This is a genomic window from Kaistella haifensis DSM 19056, assembly GCF_000735695.2.
GTDB lineage: Bacteria > Bacteroidota > Bacteroidia > Flavobacteriales > Weeksellaceae > Kaistella > Kaistella haifensis.
Genome location: NZ_JASZ02000010.1, coordinates 23,920 through 44,449, shown reverse-complemented (window position 1 = coordinate 44,449; position 20,530 = coordinate 23,920). Strand labels below are relative to the sequence as shown.

Annotated in this window: 21 protein-coding genes; 13 read left to right on the top strand and 8 right to left on the bottom strand. The window is 37.1% G+C overall.

Going from position 1 to position 20,530, the window contains the following annotated elements; genetic code table 11:
• Nucleotides 1-5 precede the first annotated feature (5 nt).
• The 3 genes from AP75_RS06190 to AP75_RS06180 all read left to right on the top strand — a co-directional run bounded on the left by AP75_RS06190 (nucleotide 6) and on the right by AP75_RS06180 (nucleotide 1,833).
• On the top strand, nucleotides 6-644 hold the full coding sequence (locus AP75_RS06190; RefSeq protein ID WP_088263881.1) for a 50S ribosomal protein L25/general stress protein Ctc: 639 nt from the start codon (nucleotides 6-8) through the stop codon (nucleotides 642-644).
• Nucleotides 645-738: 94 nt separating this feature from the next.
• Nucleotides 739-1,368 carry an energy transducer TonB gene (locus AP75_RS06185; protein WP_031504223.1) on the top strand — a complete coding sequence of 210 codons (630 nt, stop codon included), beginning with the start codon at nucleotides 739-741 and terminating at the stop codon, nucleotides 1,366-1,368.
• Between the two features lie 33 nt (nucleotides 1,369-1,401).
• Nucleotides 1,402-1,833: a nucleoside deaminase gene (locus tag AP75_RS06180; RefSeq protein WP_031504221.1), complete on the top strand. Its 432-nt coding sequence runs from the start codon at nucleotides 1,402-1,404 to the stop codon at nucleotides 1,831-1,833.
• A gap of 76 nt (nucleotides 1,834-1,909) precedes the next feature.
• Here AP75_RS06180 and AP75_RS06175 read toward each other — a convergent pair whose 3' ends face one another.
• On the bottom strand, nucleotides 1,910-4,429 hold the full coding sequence (locus AP75_RS06175; protein ID WP_088263880.1) for an ATP-dependent Clp protease ATP-binding subunit: 2,520 nt from the start codon (nucleotides 4,427-4,429) through the stop codon (nucleotides 1,910-1,912).
• A gap of 157 nt (nucleotides 4,430-4,586) precedes the next feature.
• On the opposite strand from AP75_RS06175, the gene AP75_RS06170 reads away from it, so the two are divergent.
• From AP75_RS06170 to AP75_RS06155, 4 genes are read left to right on the top strand one after another with little or no spacing between them, the layout of a single operon-like run.
• A complete protein-coding gene (locus AP75_RS06170) occupies nucleotides 4,587-4,805 on the top strand; it encodes a uroporphyrinogen decarboxylase (RefSeq protein WP_088263878.1) in 219 nt (72 codons plus the stop codon).
• A 9-nt stretch (nucleotides 4,806-4,814) separates the two neighbouring features.
• Entirely contained in the window at nucleotides 4,815-5,912 is a 1,098-nt protein-coding gene (locus tag AP75_RS06165; protein ID WP_088263876.1) for a glycosyltransferase, read from the top strand.
• A gap of 39 nt (nucleotides 5,913-5,951) precedes the next feature.
• Nucleotides 5,952-6,371 (top strand): SufE family protein, encoded by a 420-nt coding sequence (locus AP75_RS06160; protein ID WP_031504218.1) that lies wholly within the window; start codon nucleotides 5,952-5,954, stop codon nucleotides 6,369-6,371.
• A complete protein-coding gene (locus AP75_RS06155; RefSeq protein ID WP_088263901.1) occupies nucleotides 6,371-7,333 on the top strand; it encodes a glycosyltransferase family 9 protein in 963 nt (320 codons plus the stop codon). Before AP75_RS06160 ends, AP75_RS06155 begins: the two co-directional genes overlap by 1 nt.
• Nucleotides 7,334-7,388: 55 nt before the next feature.
• Here the strand turns inward: AP75_RS06155 and AP75_RS06150 are convergent, their stop codons facing one another.
• From AP75_RS06150 to AP75_RS06120, 7 genes are all read right to left on the bottom strand, one after another.
• Nucleotides 7,389-8,471 carry a mannose-1-phosphate guanylyltransferase gene (locus AP75_RS06150; RefSeq protein ID WP_242589770.1) on the bottom strand — a complete coding sequence of 361 codons (1,083 nt, stop codon included), beginning with the start codon at nucleotides 8,469-8,471 and terminating at the stop codon, nucleotides 7,389-7,391.
• A 2-nt stretch (nucleotides 8,472-8,473) separates the two neighbouring features.
• Nucleotides 8,474-9,064 (bottom strand): SprT-like domain-containing protein, encoded by a 591-nt coding sequence (locus AP75_RS06145; protein ID WP_031504217.1) that lies wholly within the window; start codon nucleotides 9,062-9,064, stop codon nucleotides 8,474-8,476.
• A 51-nt stretch (nucleotides 9,065-9,115) separates the two neighbouring features.
• Nucleotides 9,116-10,456, bottom strand: a complete 1,341-nt coding sequence (locus AP75_RS06140) for a TolC family protein (RefSeq protein WP_031504215.1) — start codon at nucleotides 10,454-10,456, stop codon at nucleotides 9,116-9,118.
• Between the two features lie 40 nt (nucleotides 10,457-10,496).
• Nucleotides 10,497-10,889 carry a hypothetical protein gene (locus tag AP75_RS06135; RefSeq protein ID WP_088263874.1) on the bottom strand — a complete coding sequence of 131 codons (393 nt, stop codon included), beginning with the start codon at nucleotides 10,887-10,889 and terminating at the stop codon, nucleotides 10,497-10,499.
• Between the two features lie 20 nt (nucleotides 10,890-10,909).
• Nucleotides 10,910-12,313 (bottom strand): nucleoside recognition domain-containing protein, encoded by a 1,404-nt coding sequence (locus AP75_RS06130; RefSeq protein ID WP_031504212.1) that lies wholly within the window; start codon nucleotides 12,311-12,313, stop codon nucleotides 10,910-10,912.
• Nucleotides 12,314-12,412: 99 nt separating this feature from the next.
• Nucleotides 12,413-13,456 (bottom strand): PA0069 family radical SAM protein, encoded by a 1,044-nt coding sequence (locus tag AP75_RS06125; protein ID WP_031504210.1) that lies wholly within the window; start codon nucleotides 13,454-13,456, stop codon nucleotides 12,413-12,415.
• A gap of 123 nt (nucleotides 13,457-13,579) precedes the next feature.
• The gene (locus tag AP75_RS06120) at nucleotides 13,580-13,774 is read right to left on the bottom strand and encodes a hypothetical protein (protein WP_031504209.1); all 195 of its coding nucleotides are present in this window, start codon (nucleotides 13,772-13,774) and stop codon (nucleotides 13,580-13,582) included.
• A 137-nt stretch (nucleotides 13,775-13,911) separates the two neighbouring features.
• Between AP75_RS06120 and AP75_RS06115 the strand changes: the two genes are divergently transcribed.
• The 6 genes from AP75_RS06115 to AP75_RS06090 all read left to right on the top strand — a co-directional run bounded on the left by AP75_RS06115 (nucleotide 13,912) and on the right by AP75_RS06090 (nucleotide 20,508).
• Complete coding sequence (locus tag AP75_RS06115; RefSeq protein ID WP_031504207.1) at nucleotides 13,912-16,026, top strand: prolyl oligopeptidase family serine peptidase; 2,115 nt, start codon at nucleotides 13,912-13,914, stop codon at nucleotides 16,024-16,026.
• Nucleotides 16,027-16,273: 247 nt separating this feature from the next.
• Entirely contained in the window at nucleotides 16,274-18,037 is a 1,764-nt protein-coding gene (gene mutL / locus AP75_RS06110) for a DNA mismatch repair endonuclease MutL (protein WP_088263872.1), read from the top strand.
• Between the two features lie 6 nt (nucleotides 18,038-18,043).
• Nucleotides 18,044-18,775, top strand: a complete 732-nt coding sequence (locus AP75_RS06105; RefSeq protein ID WP_031504203.1) for a rhomboid family intramembrane serine protease — start codon at nucleotides 18,044-18,046, stop codon at nucleotides 18,773-18,775.
• A 2-nt stretch (nucleotides 18,776-18,777) separates the two neighbouring features.
• Nucleotides 18,778-19,758 carry an endonuclease/exonuclease/phosphatase family protein gene (locus AP75_RS06100; protein ID WP_031504201.1) on the top strand — a complete coding sequence of 327 codons (981 nt, stop codon included), beginning with the start codon at nucleotides 18,778-18,780 and terminating at the stop codon, nucleotides 19,756-19,758.
• Nucleotides 19,759-19,760: 2 nt separating this feature from the next.
• Nucleotides 19,761-20,126 (top strand): hypothetical protein, encoded by a 366-nt coding sequence (locus tag AP75_RS06095; RefSeq protein WP_034767645.1) that lies wholly within the window; start codon nucleotides 19,761-19,763, stop codon nucleotides 20,124-20,126.
• Nucleotides 20,127-20,163: 37 nt separating this feature from the next.
• On the top strand, nucleotides 20,164-20,508 hold the full coding sequence (locus AP75_RS06090; protein ID WP_031504198.1) for a hypothetical protein: 345 nt from the start codon (nucleotides 20,164-20,166) through the stop codon (nucleotides 20,506-20,508).
• Nucleotides 20,509-20,530: the final 22 nt, after the last annotated feature.

Sequence of the window (20,530 nt, the reverse complement as noted above, 5' to 3'; positions counted from 1 at the left end):
TTATAATGAAATCAATTACAATTCAAGGTACAAAAAGAGAAAGCGTGGGCAAAAAGTCTACTAAAGCTTTACGTGATGCTGAATTAGTTCCTTGTGTTGTTTACGGAGGAACCGAAACTTTAAATTTTTCTGCTGAAGAAAGATCTTTCAAAGGTTTGGTTTATACTCCCGACGCACACACGGTATCTATTGAGGTTGACGGACAAACTATTCCTGCAGTACTTCAGGACATCCAGTTTCACCCAATCACCGACAAAATTCTTCACGCAGATTTCTATCAATTAGCTGACGATAAGCCAGTGGTGATGGAAGTTCCTGTAAGACTTACCGGTCGTGCAAAAGGGGTTGTTTCCGGTGGTGCACTTCGTCAATCTTTCAGAAAATTGAAGTTGAAAGCACTTCCTGCTAACTTACCAGACGAAATCGTGGTAGATGTTACACCTCTTAAAATTGGTAACAAACTTTATGTTGGAGATATCAAAACTGATGGTTTCACATTCATGCATCCAGACAATGCCGTAGTAGTTGCGGTGAAGATGTCTAGAACCGCAATGAAAGGTGGTGCAGCAGTAGAAGATGATGATGAAGAAGAAACTGCAGCAGAAGGTGAAGCACCAGCAGTAGAAGCTACAAGCGCAGAATAATTTTCTCGAAATAGTAAAATAAATCCCATCAATTTTTTGATGGGATTTTTTTATTGAATTTTTTAAGTAATTTTACCACATAATATAAAAAACAGTGACCAAAAAATTACTTTATTTCCTTTTTGTACTGAGTTGGTTTTTTTTGCAAGCCCAGCAAAACCAGGAGTTTAAAATAACGAAAGATTATTTTGATTATCAACGTTTTATGTTGAATAATGAATTTAAAAAAAAATTTGATTCCGAAACAAATTATGAAGAAAAAAGAAGCATCAAGGAGAATTTTTCGGAGTTTATGGTGAAGCTCGACAGCATTCAGAATACTGCTTTTATTGCAACTTTAATTAAAGTTAAAAATCGGGAAGATTTAGACAGAATAGCCTCTAGAAAAACCACGATCGATCACGCTGAAAATCCACAAAAGCAAATGCTGAACGAACAAGCAACCTATCCCGGAGGCTTCGAAACGCTGAGAAAACAAGTTGCTGATTTGTTTTATTCAGACTCGGTTTTACCAGACCAAAAACTATTAAAAACCAACGTAGTTTTCGTCGTTGAAAAAGATGGAAGCATCAGCAGTGTACGTGCGGAAGGAGACAATTTCACTTTCAACAGGCAGGCTGAGATCGCATTATATCTTTTACCAGAGAAATTTTCTCCCGCGGTTGTCAACGGAACTGCTGTTCGCTACAGGTTTCGTTTGCCTTTAGCCATGAATTTTGAGTAAAGTTTTTCACTTTTTTTAAACTATTAACAAAGAATGTTTACCGACGAATATTATATGAAATTAGCGCTTCAGGAAGCGCAAATTGCTTTGGAAAAAGATGAGGTGCCCATCGGATGCATCATCGTTTCCAACAATCGAGTGATCGCAAAAGCACATAATCTTACCGAAGCTTTAAACGATGTTACGGCTCATGCAGAAATGCAAGCGATTACTTCTGCGGCAAATTATTTGGGCGGAAAGTATCTTCAAAATTGTACGCTTTATGTTACGCTCGAACCTTGTGTAATGTGCTGCGGAGCGCTGAATTGGTCGCAAATTTCCAAAGTGGTTATCGGAGCGAGAGATGAGCAGCGTGGTTTCATTAATAAAAATTTATCGCTGCATCCAAAAACCGAATTGGTAGTTGGTGTGATGGAGAATGAATGTTCCGATTTCGTGAAAAATTTCTTTAAAAGTAAAAGATAATTGTTCCGCTTAAAAAAATAAAAGCCTTGTCGAAATGAATTGACAAGGCTTTTTTTTATGATTCAATATTGCAAAATTATTTTGCGTTTTGTTTCTTTTTTACAGTTTCTTGGGCGAGTCCGTCTTTGGCTTCGTTGACATTTAAAATAACGGTTTCTCCCTCCGCAAGCTGCTTGTTCACGAGCATTTCCGCCAATAAATCTTCGATGTATTTTTGGATGGCTCTTTTCAGCGGTCTTGCACCGAAATCTTTGTCCCAACCTTTTTCTGCGATAAATTCTTTCGCTTCTTGGGTGAGTTCAACGTGATAATTCAATTTTTCAAGACGTTTGTAAAGTTTGCTCAATTCCAAATCGATGATTTTAGTGATGTCTTCTTTTGCTAATGAGTTGAAGATCACGATATCGTCAATTCTGTTGAGGAATTCTGGAGCAAATGCTTTTTTAAGAGCATTTTCAATGGTGCTTCTCGCTCTTGCATCGGTGTTGGATTTTTTCGCGGAAGTTCCGAATCCTACACCGTCGCCGAAATCTTTAAGATCGCGTGTTCCAATATTGGAAGTTAAAATGATAATGGTATTTCTAAAATCAATTTTTCTTCCTAAAGAATCGGTAACGAAACCTTCATCCAAAATCTGAAGCAGAATATTGAATACATCCGGATGCGCTTTTTCAATCTCATCTAAAAGTACCACGGCATATGGTTTTCTGCGAACTGCTTCGGTCAGCTGTCCACCTTCTTCGTAGCCCACATATCCCGGAGGAGCGCCTACTAATCTGGAAACAGCGAATTTTTCCATGTATTCACTCATGTCGATGCGGATCAACGCTTCATCCGAATCGAAAAGTTCGCGGGCCATCACTTTAGCAAGCTCGGTTTTACCAACACCGGTGGTTCCTAGAAAAATAAAAGTTCCGATTGGTCGATTAGGATCTTTCAATCCGGCACGGTTTCTTTGGATGGCTTTTACTACCTTTTTTACCGCATCTTCTTGGCCGATAACTTTACCATTGAGCATCGCATCCATTTGTGACAATTTATCGAGCTCATTTTTGCCTACTTTCGTTACAGGAATTCCACTCATCATGGAAACAACTTCTGCAACGCTTTCTTCGGTAACGAGTTCTTTCTTTTCTTTCACATTTTTATCCCAAGCTTCTTGAGCAATATTCAGTTCGATCTGTAATCTTTCCTCCTCATCTTTCAGTTTTCGGGCTTCTAGATAATCTTGTCTTTTTACTGCTTGATGTTTTTGGTCTTTTATTTCCTCTATTTTTTTCTCATGATCGATGATTTCATTAGGAACTTTCATGTTCTTAATATAAACACGAGAACCAGCCTCATCCATCGCATCAATAGCTTTATCCGGTAGGAAACGATCGGTAATGTATCTTGACGTAAGATTTACACAAGCTAAAATTGCTTCATCGCTATAATTTACGTTGTGATGATCTTCGTATTTGTCTTTAATTTGATTTAAAATCTGTACGGTTTCTTCCACAGAAGTAGGTTCCACCATTACTTTTTGGAAACGTCTTTCCAGCGCTCCATCTTTCTCGATGTATTGTCTGTATTCATCAAGGGTTGTCGCTCCTATGCATTGAATTTCGCCTCTAGCCAAAGCGGGTTTAAACATATTCGAAGCATCTAAACTTCCGGTAGAACTTCCGGCTCCCACGATGGTGTGAAGCTCATCAATAAAGAGAATCACGTCGCGGTTTTTCTCTAGCTCGGTCATGATGGCTTTCATTCTCTCTTCGAATTGGCCACGATATTTGGTCCCTGCTACTAAACTTGCAAGGTCTAAAGTAATCACACGTTTTCCGAAAAGGACACGAGAAACTTTTTTCTGTTGAATTCGTAGTGCCAAACCTTCCGCAATAGCAGATTTACCGACACCAGGCTCACCAATTAAAAGTGGATTGTTTTTCTTTCTCCTCGACAAAATTTGAGAAACCCTTTCGATCTCCTTCTCACGACCAATTACTGGATCGAGTTTTCCGTCTCTCGCAAGCGCAGTTAAATCTCTTCCGAAATTGTCCAAAGTCGGGGTTTTACTTTTACCTGTTCCGATGTTGCCGGTTGGTTTGCGCATTTGTCCGAATTCTTCGCGCTCTTCATCATCATCATAAGCACTCATTTTCGGATCTTGACCAGAATTTTTAAGCATCATTTGATACTCTTTTGTAACTCTTTCGTAATCGACATCATAGGAGCCAAGAATATTGGTCGTAGGATCGTCAGCTTTATATAAAATCCCTAAAAGTAAATGAACGGTATTGATTTCCGAACTTTGGTATTGCCTGCATTCGAGTTCCGAACGTTTTACTGCTTGGTCCGCCATTTTGGTAAAGGAAATTCGATCGTTGTCTGGTGAAAAAGGGTTGAGACCCGATACCGACATGGTTTCAATTTTCCTTCTAATTTGAGTTAAATCTGCTCCCAGATTCTGCAAGATTTCTTTGGCAGAGTTCTCGGTTTTGATGATTCCCAGAAGGAAATGCTCCGTATTGAGGAACTCGCTTTGTAATCTTCTCGCTTCGCTTTTGCTGTGTTGGAAAACTTGATCCAAACCACTTGAAAATTTATAATCCATAATATTTGTTCAAAATTATCATTAAAAACATTCTTGAGTTTTTAATTGCTCTATCAAAGTTACAAATACTTTACCAAAAGTAAATAATGACTTTATGGCAGTAAAAAATTTTCCTATTCCGTTCAAAATGATTAGGTTTGCTATCCAAATATATAGCATGAACCCTGAAATCACCAACTTTATAGGCTATGGCGCATCTTTTTTCGTCGTGCTAAGTTTTATTCTCAAAGACATCAATAAAATCAGGATTGTAAATTTGATAGGATGCATTTTGTTCGTAATCTACGGAGTTTTCAGTGATTATCTTTGGCCAATTATCATCCCGAATGCCATCCTATGCTTTATCCAAATTTATCATTTGGTGAAAAAGAACTAATTTGCCGAGATGAAAGTTTTGGTAAGCGTTTTCAATAATTTATGTACAGACCAACGTGTAGAAAAGGTTTGTAGAACATTATCTGAAAACGGTTTTCAACCTGAGCTTATTGGAAATAATTGGTGCGGATTGCCCGAAATGAAGAGAGATTATCCTTTCTCCAGAATCATGTTGAAATCTAAGGTTTTGAAGTTTGCGTATGTTGAATTTCAAATGAAACTTTACCATGAATTGCTCCGCAAAGCCAACATGAACACCATTCTTCTTTCTAATGACCTCGATACACTATTGCCGAATTATTTGATTTCAAAGAAATTCAATATTCCATTAGTTTTTGATAGCCATGAAATTTTTACCGAAATGCCGTCGGTAAATGGAAGATTCACTCAAAAAATTTGGCGTGCGTTGGAATCTTTCGTTGTTCCCAAACTCCGTTATATGATGACGGCGAGCGAAAGTTACGCAGATTGGTTCACAAAAACCTACGAAATCGAAAGGCCGACTGTGGTACAGAATTTCCCTAGAAAAACAGCAAATCTACAGGATTATTCTCAAATAAATTCACCGAAAGTTATTCTTTATCAGGGAGTTATCAATCCTTCTAGAGGTTTGGATAAAATGATTCCCGCGATGAAATTTATCGAAAATGCAGAACTTTGGATTGCCGGTGATGGACCCAAAAAAAAAGAATATTTGGCTTTAACAAAGGATTTAAAGCTAGAAAACCAAGTGAAATTTATTGGAAAATTGCTTCCCGAAAAACTTCGAGAAATTAGCAGAAAAGCTGATGTTGGGCTCAGTATCGAAGAAAATAATGGTTTGAGTTATTATTTTTCAATGCCGAATAAGGTTTCGGATTATATTCAGGCAAGAATTCCGGTCGTGGTTTCCGACTTTCCAGAAATGAGAAAAGTAGTTGATCATTTTCAGGTAGGTGAAAAGATTCGCAATTATGAAGAACTTGCTGATCGAGTAAAAATCGTTCTCGAAAAAGGGAAATCTTTCTATGAAAACCCTTTAAATAAAGCAGCAGCTGAACTTTGCTGGGAAAATGAAGAGCCTAAAATCGTCAATCTTTTCGAAAAAGTAGCAAAAGAGAATTTCTAAATCACATTTCCTTATCTTTGCACAAATAGATTTTGAGAAATGACCATCAAAGAAAAACAGCAGGAAATAGTAGAAGAATTTGCCTTTCTTGACGATTGGGAACAGAAATACGAATATATTATCGATTTGGGGAAAGAGCTGAAAGGACTTCCCGAGGATAAAAAAACCGATTCCAATTTAATAAAAGGCTGCCAATCCAAAGTTTGGATCGATGCAGAGTTTTCTGATGGAAAATTATACTTCAATGCTGATTCCGACGGTATTTTGCCAAAAGGAATTGTTTCGCTATTGGTTTCGATTTACAGCGGACATTCCACTCAGGAAATTTTAGATTCCGATTTTCAATTTATTAGCGATATCGGTTTACAGGAGTTTCTTTCGCCTTCCAGAGCCAACGGATTGATGGCGATGACCAAACAAATTAAGTTTTACGCAGTCGCATATCAATTGAAAAAGTGATCAGAATTTTAGCTTATCGGTTTTCCGCTTTTGGTGATGTAGCGATGACTGTTCCTGTGATCACCGAATTCCTCGAACAAAATCCCGAAGTAGAAGTGGTGATGGTTTCCCGAAGCAATTTCAAGGATTTATTTCATGGTATTCCGAATCTTATTTTCAAAGGAATAAAGGTAGATGATTATAATGGGATTTTCGGAATACACAAGTTATCAAAGCAATTGAGAAAAGAATTTAAACCTGATTATGTTGCTGATTTACACGATGTTATTAGAACCAAGTTGCTCAATGTTTTCTTTAAATTAAATGGTCAAAAAGTTTTTGTCTTGGATAAAGGAAAAGAGGAAAAAAAGAAACTTACCGACATAAACAATCTTGAGAAAAAGCCACTGAAACCTACTACAGAACGCTACGCAGATGTTTTCCGAGCAATGGGTTTTAAGGTAAATTTATCGCATCAATATCGTTCAATTTCTGCGGAAAAAGTTGGAATTGGATTTGCGCCTTTTGCGCAGCATCAAGGAAAAATGTTGCCTTTGGAGAAGTCATTTGAACTGGCGAAACTCATCGCAAAAAAAGATAAGCTTTATTTTTTTGGTGGTGGTAAAAGTGAATCTGAAATATTAGAAAATTGGGCAACACAAATTCCTAATACCGAAAATCTTGCCGGAAAACTTTCTATCAGCGATGAACTTCAAAAAATTTCAAAACTAAAAACAATGATTTCCATGGATTCGGCGAATATGCATTTGGCAAGTTTAGTGGGAACGCGCTGTGTTTCGGTTTGGGGTTCCACGCATTATTTCGCCGGATTTTTAGGTTACGGACAAAGCATTGATGATGTTATTGAAGTGAAAGATCTAACTTGCCGACCATGTTCGGTGTTTGGCGATAAGGAATGTTTCCGCGGCGATTGGGCGTGCTTGCAAGAGATTGATATTCAAAAGATAAACGCTAAAATTTAAAAAAAAATAAAATCCCGAACATGACCACGGGATTTGATTGAATGCTTTTTCTTTTTTAAAGATATTTGTCGCCTTTTTTTTCAGTTTTTAAATCCTGAACATAATCTTTGATCAATTGATCATTTTCTCGTGGACAAATAAGTAAAGCTTTGTCGGTATCCACGATAATATAGTTATTCAAACCATCGATAATAGCAGCTTTGTTGTTGTTTTTCAACCGAATGATATTTCCTTTTGAATTGTAAGAAAGTATATGCTTGGATTTTAGCGCGTTATTGTTCTCGTCTTTCTGTGCGTTCTCATACACGGAAGTCCACGTTCCGAGGTCGCTCCAACCTAGATCCGCGGGAATTACATATACATTTTTTGCTTTTTCTAATATGCCATTGTCGATCGAAATTTTGTTCACTTTCGGATAAATCAGTTCGATGCATTGTTCCTCGGATTTGCTGTTGTATTCGCAACTAAGGAATTGTTGGGACATTTCTTCAAGATGCTGGTCGAATGCCAACAAGATCGATTTTACATTCCAAATAAAAATTCCTGCATTCCAAAGAAAATCCCCACTTTCCAAGAACGTTTTTGCAATTTCTAAATTAGGTTTTTCTGTAAATGTTTTTACTTTGTAGTATTCAGCATTTTTATTCTCTTCGAATTGAATGTATCCATAGCCTGTATCTGGGCGTGTTGGGGTAATTCCCAAAGTAATCAAATAATCGTTTTGGGAAGCAAGTTCAAAAGCCAGTTCCACTTTTTGCAGAAAAACAGTTTCCTTTAAAATCAAATGATCCGCAGGCAAAACAATCATATTGGCTTCCGGGTTTTTATCGGCAATTTTTTTTGCCATATAAAGGTTGCAAGCCGCCGTGTTTTTCATCATCGGTTCGCCAACAATATTTTCGGAATTCAGTTCTGGTAATTGCTGTTCGGTAAGGTCAACATACTCTTTATTAGTGATAACGAAGATATTTTCTTTTGGAACGATTTGGCTGATTCTGTCGTAGGTTTGCTGAATCATCGTTCGACCGGTTCCTAAAATGTCCTGAAATTGTTTTGGATATTTTTGAGTGCTCATTGGCCAGAATCTGCTTCCTATTCCTCCTGCCATAATGACGCAGTAATTGTTTGATTGTGACATGTTTAACTTATTTTTTCTACTCTTGCTAAAGGTTTGAAAATATACTTTTTCCCATTGGTGAGATTGGTACAAAGATAGTTTTTTTTGCGGAGCTCTTCAATGATATAGGTTTGTTTGCGATAAATAAATCGGTCGGCGATACTTAAATCTTCAATGTAAGAACTTTCGTCTTCGTAATTTTCTATATGAAAGTACCTAACCAAATCTGGACTCGCCATAAAATTGGCTTTTGGAGATTTTGAAAACTGAAGAATTATGGGTTTTAAATCTTCTGAATACACCGAAATACTTTCCAAAAGCATCATCCGGAATGTGTTTTTCCATTCCATTCCGTGCGGGGAAATTCTGCCACCGAAATTTTCAAAAGCAATTAAATGCGCCAATTCATGGGTGAGAACGAAGAAAAAGAGTTGTGGTTGAAGGGTAGAATTAATCGTAATTTCATGAGATCTATCCGGCAATTTTCGGTAATCTCCTAATTTCGATTTTCTGCCGCGTGTAATTTTAATGTGAATATAATGATCGCCAAACCATTCTTTCAGATGCGGAAGCGTATTCTCTGGTAAATATTTCTCTAAATTTTTAATTGACATTTTTTATACTGTCGGAAATCTGAATATCCATTTAAAAATGATTGACTAAATTTAAAGACTCAAAGGAATTCCCGCATAAAAATTCAAAAGTTTCATGCTGAAAAGATAGTTGTATTTTGCCTGAGCAACGGCTCCTTGCGCATTTGCGTAGTTATTTCGGGCAATATTCAGATCATAAATTGTGGTTCTTCCAACTGCAAAACTTTTCTCTGCAAAGTCCACCGCAAGTTTCGAACTTCTCTCGGCTTCCACGGCAGTAAGGTAATTTTCATAGTTACTTTCTGCGTCAAATTGCGCTTTCTGAACATTTTGCAAAACTTCCTGTTTCTGTTGTAGCAAAGAATTTTTAGCAATATCTTCATTAATTTTCGATTGCTCTACCTGAAGTTTTGTAATTCCTTTGTTAAAAATAGGAATATTTGCAGACAAGCCCAATTGTTGCCCGAAATTGTCTTTGTATTGTTTAAAGAAACCAGTTTGCTGAATTTTATTACCGTTGATGTCGGTTCCGGCATTCATCGCATAAAAATAAGAAGTTCCCAATCCTGCATTTGCGGTAACAGTCGGCCAGAAAGCGGTTTTCGCAACTTCGGTTTGTGCTTCAGATGATTTGATGCGGTTTTCGGCGGCTTTTATTTGAGGTTGGTTTTCGTAAGCTTTATTAATGATATTTTCCGCTGAAAAAAGAGGAGCGTCTAATTCGTTTTCGATAGCAACTTCTTGAATATCAAAGTTTTTGTAATCTGAAAGTTGAAGAAGCATTGCCAAAGCAAACAAACTTCTGTTGGTGTTGATTTCAGCAGTTTTCACATTTTGTTTTTCTCTTGCGAGCGCGGCTTCAGCTTCAGCTAAAATCGTTTGCGGAGTCGTGCCAACTTCGGTAGTTATTTTTGCTCTTTTGTAAAGTTTATCGGCGTTTTCGAGAGCGCTTTCGGAGATTTTAGTTATTTCTCGATTGAGCAAAACCGATAAATATTGTTGAGCAATTTGTAGCGAAATATCATTTTTAATTCTTTCCAAATCAAATTTGCTGGCCTCAACTTCAAATTCAGTTTTTCGAATATTTTTTTCTAAGCGTCCATTATTAAAAACCAAAATATCCGCTCCAACATTCGCGCTGTTGCTGAAATTGTCGTTTCTATTCGTGGTCCCGAAAACATCTCTACCTTGTCCGAAAGAGGCGGTATTATTGAGATTCCCAGAAACTGAAGGCAAGTATTGTCGCTTGGCAATGTCTAGAGAATTGTTTTGTGTTTTAGTATTTAATTGATTTTGAAGAACTTGCAGGTTGTTTTCCACAGCGTAATTTACACATTCCTGTAGCGACCATTTTTTCTGAGAAAAGGAATAAACGCTTACGAAGCTCATCAAAAGCACTGCAATTTTTTTCATGGTGGATTTTACAGAATAAGACGATTTTTTTGCTTAATTGTTACAATTGGGCTTTCAATTCATTAATTCTTGAAACAATAGGCATCGAAAATATTCCGCTTTGCTGCAAATACATTTCATAGAAAGTTTTGGCTTTGGCTGCAAAATCGGTGCACGGATTTTCTTTATTTTTAAAGTAAAATAAGTGCCCCAACAATTCCAAATACGGAACATGGTGGGCTTTGTCTTTTTCATTAATTAAATTGATAATTTCATCTGAAGATTTAGAAGCAAGCGTTTCAAAACTTATCTTGAAAGTATCATTCATATTAGTGTCGAAAATTCTTTCCCATTCTGAATGTTCACCTTCATTTTTGCCGCCCAAAATCATTTTTGAAAGAAATTCCGAAAACTGCTTTACAATTCTGATAATGTAATCTTTATCGTGTATCATTTCAAGTTTTTTTTAAAATTTTAAGCAAAGAAAAGATAAGCCAAAATCACCGAAGTGATGATGCCGACCAAATCCGCCAAAAGCATTGCAGTAACAGTATACCGTGTATTTTTGATTCCCACCGCTCCAAAATAAACAGCAATTACATAGAAAGTAGTATCCGAACTTCCCTGCAAAACCGCTGCAAGTCTTCCCTGGAAACTGTCTGCACCGAAAGTTTGCATCGTATCTACCATCATTCCTCGCGCTCCGGAACCGGAAAGTGGTTTGATCAAAGCAGTTGGTAAACCGTCTACAAATCGTGTGTCAAAACCAACTACGGTTGCAACCCATTTCATCCCGTCAATGAGTACATCAAAAACTCCGGAAGTTCGCAAAAGCGAAATGGCGATCAACATTCCCACTAAATAGGGAATGATCTTCACACAAGTCCAAAATCCTTCTTTTGCTCCATCAATAAACGCATCGAACACGTTTATTTTTTTGTAAACTCCACCCAAAACGATGGCAAAAAAGATGAGCAGAATAATTCCATTGCTTAAAAGCATGCTGAAATTATCCAATCCTTCTTTAGTTAAATTCAGTAGGTAAACAACTAGTAATCCGATGATTGCGGATATTCCACCAACGTAAGCAATTACTATTGGTTGAAGTAAATTAATTTTCTGATAAAGTGATACCACAATCATCGCTGCCATGGTCGCAGAAAAAGTAGCAATCATACACGGAAGAAAAATATCGGTTGGCGTTTGCGATCCCATCGAAGCTCGAATTGCGATGATGGAAACCGGAATCAGCGTCAAACCTCCTGCGTGAAGGCAAAGAAACATAATCTGGGAATTGCTGGCTTTTTCTTTATCTGGGTTTAAAGTTTGCAAACTTTCCATGGCTTTGAGTCCAAAAGGAGTTGCTGCATTATCTAGACCCAATAAATTTGCCGAAAAATTAAGCAACATATGCCCAAAAGAAGGGTGGTTTTTCGGGATTTCCGGAAATAATTTTGAGAAAAATGGTTGAATTAATCTTGATAATAAATTGATTCCGCCGGCTTTTTCAGCGATGCTCATAAAACCCATAAAAAGCGTCATGATTCCCACTAAACCAAGACATATTTTCACCGCAGTTTCCGAGGTTCCGATCACTCCATCAGTTTCCTGAACACGATAAACCGCAACATTTGTTTTTGCAGAATCGGCTTTATAGTGAATCCTGTTTTCATCAAATTCGGGTTTCAAAAGCAAAGCAGCTTTCAAATCTGGCGATAATTCGTTGATGTTTTTGGTCGCAATTTGCACAGTGTCGCCACTTTTTCCGACTACCATATCGTTGTAAATCGCTTTGTAATGATCTGAAAATAAATATTTTATACTTGCAACCAATATTGCGATAATGATAAATGCACTCCAAATTCTGCTTAAAACCATTTCCTGAAAAATTTTGATAAAAATAACCAAAAACTTCAAGCAATCTCTTTTTCCTGATAAAATTTAAAGATTTTGGATGGTTTTATTAAAAGCTCTAGCTTAAAAAAGTTTCAGTTGCTGAGTTTTGCTGCCGGTAAAATTTTCTGTGGAAAGTGTTGGAAATGCTTTGTCTGCAAAGTATTTTCTTTTACCTAAAGCAAAAGTGTGGTGAATCATTTCTGCGATATTTCCAACGCCTTGATATCTTTGGTGGAACCTTTTGTCGCCGAGGTTTCCGCCATGCAAAGACCGAATGAGATTGAGTACTTTTTGGGCTCTGTCGGGAAAGTTGGCATGAATCCATTTCACAAAAACGGGTTCAACCGTATCATTCAATCGAACTAAAGAATAACCGAAATTCTGTGCGCCTTTTTCGGAAATGGTTTTTAGAATGTTCAAACTTTCATCACTCGTCAATCCTGGAATTACCGGCGACACCATCACTCCGGTTGGAATATTATTTTCACTCAGAATTTCAATGGCTTTGAGTTTGTTTTTGGTGGAAGAGGTTCGCGGTTCCATTTTTCGGCGTATTTCCTCATTCATGGTAGGAATACTCAATGAAACCGAAACCAAATTCTGCTCTGCCATAGGTTTCAAAATGTCCAAATCTCGCAAAACCAAAGCATTTTTAGTTAAAATAGAAATCGGATGCCGATATTCCAAACAAAGTTGCAGGAGTTTACGGGTAATTTCGAAAGTTCTCTCTGCAGGTTGGTAACAGTCGGTATTTCCGGAAAGGGTGATAGTTTTTGGCGAATAATTTCTTTTCTGAAAAAATTGCTCCAAAAGTTCGGGAGCGTTTTTCTTGACCATTATTTTTCTTTCAAAATCCACACCTGCAGAAAATCCCCAATATTCGTGAGTAGGGCGAGCAAAACAATAAGAGCAACCGTGCTCGCAACCTTGATACGGATTCATAGAATATTCCATCTTTAAATCCGGACTTTTCACTTCATTTACAATTGTTTTAGGAAAAACTTCGGTGAAATGGGTTTTTATCTGTTGAAAATCTTCTTCTTCTGGTTCAAAAGTGTACCGGTCGAAACGGTTGTTTTCGTTTCGCTGCGCACCTTGACCTTTGATGAAATTTTCGTTTTGCATGAAATTGATGGAGTAAATTTATAAGTTTTACTAATGAACGTAATGAGTTTAGAGGCCTCAGTTCTCCACAAAAAATCCTGAGTTCAAACGAAATCAGGATTTATTAGCGAATATCATAATTTATTAAAGCATGGCCAAATATTCCACGCCGTGATTCCCGTCGTCTTTTTTCTTTTTCTCGAAATGGCGGTGAAAATCAGAATAATAATCATGGTATTCTTGGTGTTTTCTAGAAAAAAATTTCTTAATTCCGAAAATTCCCAAGCCAAGGATTACTCCCACACTTCCTGCCAATAAAATTCCTGTTTCTTTTTTCATATTGCTTTTGTTATGAGCATAAAATTAAGCAAATTGCATACCTTTCAGATATTAAATTATCGTAAAGTTTGTTAATGTTTCTTTCTTTAACTTTAAAATAAGATAAAATTTATAAATTTGGTAAAACTGAAATAGTAATGAAAATAGCGATCCTTACAGCCTCTGTAGCTGTTTTAGCATTGAATATGATGAATGCCCAAAACCTAAATTCTAATTTGAAATATCCCGAAACCAAAAAAATTTCCCACACCGATGAATATTTCGGTAGCAAAGTTGCGGATCCTTATCGCTGGTTAGAAGACGACCGTGCCGATGATACCAAAGATTGGGTGCAGCGAGAAGTGGCTTTTACAAACGATTATTTGAAGAAAATCCCGTTCCGGGAAGAGATTCGTAATCAATTGAAAGACATCTGGAATTACGAGAAAATTGGAGCGCCTTTCAAAGAAGGAGATTTTACTTATTTCTATAAAAACGACGGTCTTCAAGCGCAATTTGTACTATACAGAACCGATAAATCCGGGAAAACTGAAGTTTTCCTCGATCCAAATAAATTTTCAGAAAAAGGAACTACTTCTTTAGCCGGAGTTTCATTCAATAAAAAAGGAAATCTAGTAGCTTATTCAATTTCCGAAGGCGGAAGTGACTGGAACAAAATCATTATTCTAAACGCTATTACAAAAGAAAAAATTGATGAAACTATTGTTGATGTGAAATTTTCCGGAGCTTCTTGGTTGGGAGACGAAGGATTTTACTATTCAAGCTACGATAAGCCGAAAGGAAGCGAACTTTCCGCAAAAACTGATATGCATAAAGTGTATTTCCACAAGTTGGGAACCAAACAATCGCAAGATAAATTGATCGTCGGAGGCGAAAATTTCAAGCGAAGATATATGGGAATTGGGGTTTCTGACGATGAACGTCTCGAAATTTTGAGTGCATCCGACGCAACTAGTGGAAATGAACTTTACATTAAAGATTTAAAGAAAAAAACTGATTTTGTTCCCGTTCAGAAAGGTTATGATTTCAATACGGATTTTATAGATTCTAAAGGTGATTTTATTTACGCTTTAACGGATAAAAACGCGCCCAATATGCGTTTGGTTAAATTCAACATCAATCAGCCGGACATTTGGGTTGATGTAATTCCGGAAACAGATAATGTACTGAATGTTTCTACAGGAGGCGGATATATTTTTGCAAAATACATCAAAGATGCAGTAACCTCGGTGAAACAATTTGACTATGATGGAAAACTCATCCGAACCATTGGATTACCAGGAATTGGAACCGCTTCCGGATTCGGAGGAAAGGAAAAAGAAAAAGATCTTTATTTTTCTTTCACCAATTATATCACACCGGGAACAACTTACAAATTCAATGTAGAAACCGGAAAATCAGAAGTTTATCAGAAGCCGAAGGTGAAATTTAATCCTGAAGATTATGTTTCAGAACAAGTTTTCTATACATCAAAAGACGGAACCAAAGTTCCAATGATGATTAATTATAAAAAAGGCACTAAACTCGATGGTAAAAACCCGACTATTCTTTATTCTTACGGAGGTTTCAACATCAGTTTGCAACCGGCATTCTCTGTAGTAAATGCAATTTGGATGGAAAATGGCGGGATTTATGCCGTTCCAAACATCCGTGGTGGCGGCGAATACGGAAAAAAATGGCACGATGCAGGAACGAAAATGCAAAAGAAAAATGTGTTTGAAGATTTCATCGCAGCAGGCGAATATCTGCAAACTAAAGGCTATACTTCCAAAGAATATATGGCGCTTTCCGGACGTTCAAACGGTGGACTTTTGGTAGGTGCTACGATGACGATGCGTCCGGATTTGGCAAAAGTAGCTTTCCCGGGAGTGGGGGTTTTGGATATGCTGAGGTATAACAAATTTACCGCCGGAGCGGGTTGGAGCTACGATTATGGAATCGCGGAAGACAGCAAAGAAATGTTTGAATATTTAAAATCTTATTCACCAGTCCATAACGTAAAAAAAGGAGTTTGCTATCCTTCAACGATGATTATTACCAGTGATCATGATGATCGTGTTGTGCCGGCTCATTCATTCAAATTTGGAGCTGAACTTCAGGAAAAACAATCTTGTAACAACCCGGTTTTGGTAAGAATTGAAGTAAATGCAGGACACGGAGCGGGTAGAAGTACCGACCAAGTAATTGGAGAAAATGCTGATTTGCTAAGTTTTGCATTGTATGAAATGGGTGTTAAAACATTAAAAAAGTAGATGTTTAAATAATGATTAATAAGAGACTTCCGGTAATTCGCTGGAAGTTTCTTTATTTAAAAAGACCAAATAAAATCAGTATTTTTACCGGTTGAAACTTTTGAAAAATATCGAATATCGTGCAAGTTAGCGCTCATCTTTTAAGTGGTTTTTATGGTAAAATCAAAGGTTTCAAAAGGAAAATTAGGCCTAAAGTTTTTTCAAAACCCCAAATCTAATCGCTATTTTTGCAGGATTATTATAGGAAATGTCAGATATTATAAAACTTTTACCGGATCATGTTGCCAACCAAATCGCTGCCGGCGAAGTGGTACAAAGACCAGCGTCTATTGTAAAAGAACTTATGGAAAATGCGATTGATGCAGGTGCTACGAAAGTGGAACTCATCATTCGTGATGCAGGGAAAAATCTCATCCAAGTAGTGGACAATGGTAGCGGCATGAGCGATACCGACGCCAGATTAGCTTTCGAAAGACACGCAACATCCAAAATCACTAGCACAGAAGATATATTTAAAATTACAACGAAAGGCTTTCGTGGAGAAGCGTTGGCCTCTATTGCTGCGGTAGCTCAGGTTGAATTGAGAACCAAAACCAAAGATGCGATAACGGGAACCAATATCTATATCGAAGGTGGTGGTTTTCAGTTCCAGGAACCGATTCAAACAGCCGAAGGTTCTAATTTCCTAGTGAAAAACCTGTTTTATAATGTTCCGGCAAGGAGAAAATTTCTTAAAAATAATAATGTTGAATTCCGGCATATTATTGATGAATTTCAGCGAGTTGCCTTGGCTCACGAAAATTTGGATTTTGAACTTTTTCATAATGATGATATCGTTTTTCGATTAAGAAAATCGAGTTTGCTACAAAGGATTGTGGAAATTTTCGGACGAAAATTACATCAGCTTTTAGTTCCAATCAAAGAAGATTTGGGCTGGATTAAACTGAACGGATTTGTGGCAAAACCCGAAGGTGCCAAAAAAGTTCGTGGCGAGCAATTTTTCTTTGTTAATGGCAGATATTTCCGTAGTGCTTATTTCAATAAAGCGGTTCAGGAAGCTTTTGAAGGTCTGCTTTTGCCGGGTTATATTCCGACATTTTTTCTTTTTCTAGAATTAGATCCGGAGAAAGTTGATGTGAACATTCATCCTCAAAAAACGGAAGTAAAATTCGAAGATGAGAACTTAATTTTCGCTTTGGTACGTTCCACAATCAAAAAATCTTTAGGAATTTATAACGTTGCGCCAAGTTTAGATTTCGATCGAGACACGAGCATTGATGCATTCGTTCATCAAAAAAACAGCAGTAACGGAAGTTTCAAAGCTCCGGAAATCACCGTTGACCGAGACTACAACCCTTTTTTGGAAGAGCGTGTTTCTGCCGGCGAAACCAAAGCAATTACGGAAATGTATCAGCAAAATATTCCGGCCGAACCATCGAAAATCAACCTTTTTGAAGATGAAGATTTTGATGAAGATCTCATGCGTTTGCCCAATGGTTATTGGCTTTTCAACAAAAACGGGAAAACTTTAATGCTCGATTTGGGCAGAATGCATCGGTTGGTTGTAAGTGAAAGAAATGCCAAGAAAAAGCGCACGAGCGACAAGCATACTTTGCTGTTTTCTTTGGAATATCACATGAATGAAACCGAGAAAAATAAATTTCGTTCCATCAAAAAATATTTGCCAGAACTGGGTTTCGAGATGATTATTGCGAATGATAATGTTTTGAGGATTGATGCAGTTCCGGAAGGTCTGAAAGAAACCCAAGTGATGAAATTCATGGAAAATCTTTTTGAAATTTTAGAGTACAAAACGGAAGAAGAATTCCTGGAGTTTTACCACAATCAATGGAATAAGATCCAAAGCAAATCCCGTTTCGATTTCCTTTATAAAATTGATGCCGAACAAGTTATCAGAGATTTTACAGAGCTCGGTTTTCCAGAGTTTTTACCTACAGGAAAAAGATGTTTCGTTGAAATTCCGCTCGATGAATTAAAAAATAAATTTTAGAAACAAATGATCAACCAAATTCCACCCATAACGCGAAATCTCATCATCATCAATGTGGTGGTTTTTGCCCTTACTTACTTGTTGAACAGCGAGATGATATACCGATATTTAGCGGCATTTTATCCGTTTTCGCCATTTTTCCATTCATGGCAAATCATTACCCACATGTTTATGCATGGTAGTTTTATGCATATTTTGTTCAATATGTTCACCTTGTATAGTTTTGGGCCCGTTTTAGAAAGAATTTTGGGTGATCGAAAATATTTGATTCTTTATTTCGTGAGTGGTTTGGGAGCTTTTTTCCTGTTTAATTTGTGGAATTTCATTGAAGTAGAACAAATTAAAACGAGTCTGCAGAGTTTCGGTTTCGATTTGAATGGTTATATGTCAGGCGAAAATGTCGCATTCAAAGGAAGTTCGCAAGCTGTTTTAGAACAAAGAAAGTTGGTGAGTGATTTACAATCGATTATTACTGTTCCTATGGTGGGCGCATCTGGAGCGATTTTCGGTGTTATCGCTGCTTATGCCATACTTTTTCCAGATGCAGAGATCATGATCATGTTCATTCCGATTCCGGTGAAAGTAAAATATGTGTTACCGGTAGTCGTTATCGGTTCGGTGATACTTGGTGTTACAGGAAATGTTGGGGGAATTGCTCATTTAGCGCATGTTGGTGGTGCTCTTGTCGGGATTTTGTTGGCGTGGTATTGGAAGAAAAACCGTTTCAGAATTAATTAAAGATGAAGCTATTTCGTTTGCTTTTTACATTTTTTCATTTCGGTATTTTGGTGCTGCTTTTGGGAACGATTCTCAATGCTTATGTTCCGCCAAGAGTTTTTCCGTGGGTGAACTTACTTTCGCTTTTGTTTCCGGTTTTAATGATTTTTAATGTAGTTTTCTGCTTTTTTTGGATCATTTTATGGAAAAAAAGAGCAATTTTCTTTCTGGGACTTTCTTTATTTTTAATTGTTCCTACGTCAAGATGGATTAATTACAGAGAGAAAAAATCCATCAAACCCAATCTTAAAATGTTGACTTTCAATATCAAAGGAGGGAGAGTTGGCGGTATAGGGAAAGTTTTTAATTATCTTAAAAACAGTGGCGCGGATGTTATTTTACTTCAGGAATATGGTTCACAATACCATGTTTCGGGATATGATTATGGTGTCGGAAATTACGAAATTGTCGCATTGAATTCTAAAACAAAAATCCTTGAACAAGGAAAAATAGCAACCAACGGAAATGGAAATTCTTTTTATGCCGATATCGAAATTAATGGGAAAAGAATTCGCTTCATCAATCTTTATTTAAGTCCATTTTCATTTGAAAAACAGAAGGTCAAACCTAGCGAAGATTTAGAGCAAAACGAAAATAAATTGAGATATGTTCTTGGGAAATTGGTTCCGACTTTCAAAAACCATCAACCGGAAGTTCAGGAGTTGCAAAATGCGGTTTCCGCGTCGCCGTATCCTGTAATTTTGGCAGGAGATTTCAATGCAGTTCCCAATTCTTACGAATATTATCATTTGCTCAAAAACCTCAAAGATGCTTTCGTAGATGTAGGTCGGGGAAGCGCAACGAGCTTTCATGATTACAAATTTCCGATCAGGATTGATCACGTTTTTTGTTCAGAAAGTATTCAGCCAGTTGCTTACCGAGTTGACAGAAGTGAGAAATTATCCGATCATTTTCCGGTGATTGCTGAATTTTATATCGATTAAAAATGAAAAAACTGATTGCCTTATCTTTCTTTATCGCAATGATTTCTTGTGGCAAAGAAAATCAAAAAAAACAACATTCTGATCCGGTTGTTTCTGCCATTCCGCCTTATGATACGGTTGCAATTGATTCTTTTTCCGCCGGAGCAACTTCCGTGGATGTAGCGAGAAAAATTAGAATTTCCTCGTTGCAATATCAAGATTCTTTAAGGCAAGTTCAAAAAAAATTGGAAGAGGAAAAGTTGCTCAACAAAGTGAAAGAAGAAAAGGAAAAAGCTGTGAAAGAAACAAAAGATAAGAATGTAAAAGAGGAAGAAATCAAGAAAAAAACCACTGAAATTCCTGCTTCACAACGCACTGTGAATCCTTAAATTTTTTCTATATTTGAATAACACAAAATTTAATTATATGAAAAATTATATGATCATTGCTGCTGCAGTTTCTTTAGCATTAATAAGCTGCAAAAAAGCAGAAAAAAGAACCGAAATTACCGAAAATCCAGACGGAAGCGTAACTGCCACAACTGTTGAAACCGAGAAATCCACGTCACTGGATTCTGCGAGAATTAACGAAACCGTGGAAAAAGCCAAAGAAAGGTTGAATTCTGCCGGTGAAAAAATTGATGATGCCGCTGATAAAGCCGGTCATGAGCTGAAAAAAGCCGGCGAGGACGTGAAAGATGCCGCAGCAAAAGGCGCTGATAAAGTCGAAAAAGGTGCCGAAAAAGTAAAAAAAGATTTGGAAAAAAAATAACATAAGAAAACTCCGCTGAAAA

Excerpts from the sequence above, each read along its gene's own strand:
- AP75_RS06160 (WP_031504218.1), top strand. The coding sequence starts at position 5,952 with ATGACCATCAAAGAAAAACAGCAGGAAATAGTAGAAGAATTTGCCTTT.
- AP75_RS06115 (WP_031504207.1), top strand. The coding sequence starts at position 13,912 with ATGAAAATAGCGATCCTTACAGCCTCTGTAGCTGTTTTAGCATTGAAT.
- AP75_RS06145 (WP_031504217.1), bottom strand. The coding sequence starts at position 9,064 with ATGTCAATTAAAAATTTAGAGAAATATTTACCAGAGAATACGCTTCCG.
- AP75_RS06125 (WP_031504210.1), bottom strand. The coding sequence starts at position 13,456 with ATGCAAAACGAAAATTTCATCAAAGGTCAAGGTGCGCAGCGAAACGAA.
- AP75_RS06095 (WP_034767645.1), top strand. The coding sequence starts at position 19,761 with ATGAAAAAACTGATTGCCTTATCTTTCTTTATCGCAATGATTTCTTGT.
- AP75_RS06135 (WP_088263874.1), bottom strand. The coding sequence starts at position 10,889 with ATGATACACGATAAAGATTACATTATCAGAATTGTAAAGCAGTTTTCG.
- AP75_RS06100 (WP_031504201.1), top strand. The coding sequence starts at position 18,778 with ATGAAGCTATTTCGTTTGCTTTTTACATTTTTTCATTTCGGTATTTTG.
- AP75_RS06170 (WP_088263878.1), top strand. The coding sequence starts at position 4,587 with ATGAACCCTGAAATCACCAACTTTATAGGCTATGGCGCATCTTTTTTC.
- AP75_RS06130 (WP_031504212.1), bottom strand. The coding sequence starts at position 12,313 with ATGGTTTTAAGCAGAATTTGGAGTGCATTTATCATTATCGCAATATTG.
- AP75_RS06180 (WP_031504221.1), top strand. The coding sequence starts at position 1,402 with ATGTTTACCGACGAATATTATATGAAATTAGCGCTTCAGGAAGCGCAA.
- AP75_RS06165 (WP_088263876.1), top strand. The coding sequence starts at position 4,815 with ATGAAAGTTTTGGTAAGCGTTTTCAATAATTTATGTACAGACCAACGT.
- mutL (WP_088263872.1), top strand. The coding sequence starts at position 16,274 with ATGTCAGATATTATAAAACTTTTACCGGATCATGTTGCCAACCAAATC.
- AP75_RS06140 (WP_031504215.1), bottom strand. The coding sequence starts at position 10,456 with ATGAAAAAAATTGCAGTGCTTTTGATGAGCTTCGTAAGCGTTTATTCC.
- AP75_RS06090 (WP_031504198.1), top strand. The coding sequence starts at position 20,164 with ATGAAAAATTATATGATCATTGCTGCTGCAGTTTCTTTAGCATTAATA.
- AP75_RS06120 (WP_031504209.1), bottom strand. The coding sequence starts at position 13,774 with ATGAAAAAAGAAACAGGAATTTTATTGGCAGGAAGTGTGGGAGTAATC.
- AP75_RS06175 (WP_088263880.1), bottom strand. The coding sequence starts at position 4,429 with ATGGATTATAAATTTTCAAGTGGTTTGGATCAAGTTTTCCAACACAGC.
- AP75_RS06190 (WP_088263881.1), top strand. The coding sequence starts at position 6 with ATGAAATCAATTACAATTCAAGGTACAAAAAGAGAAAGCGTGGGCAAA.
- AP75_RS06150 (WP_242589770.1), bottom strand. The coding sequence starts at position 8,471 with ATGTCACAATCAAACAATTACTGCGTCATTATGGCAGGAGGAATAGGA.
- AP75_RS06105 (WP_031504203.1), top strand. The coding sequence starts at position 18,044 with ATGATCAACCAAATTCCACCCATAACGCGAAATCTCATCATCATCAAT.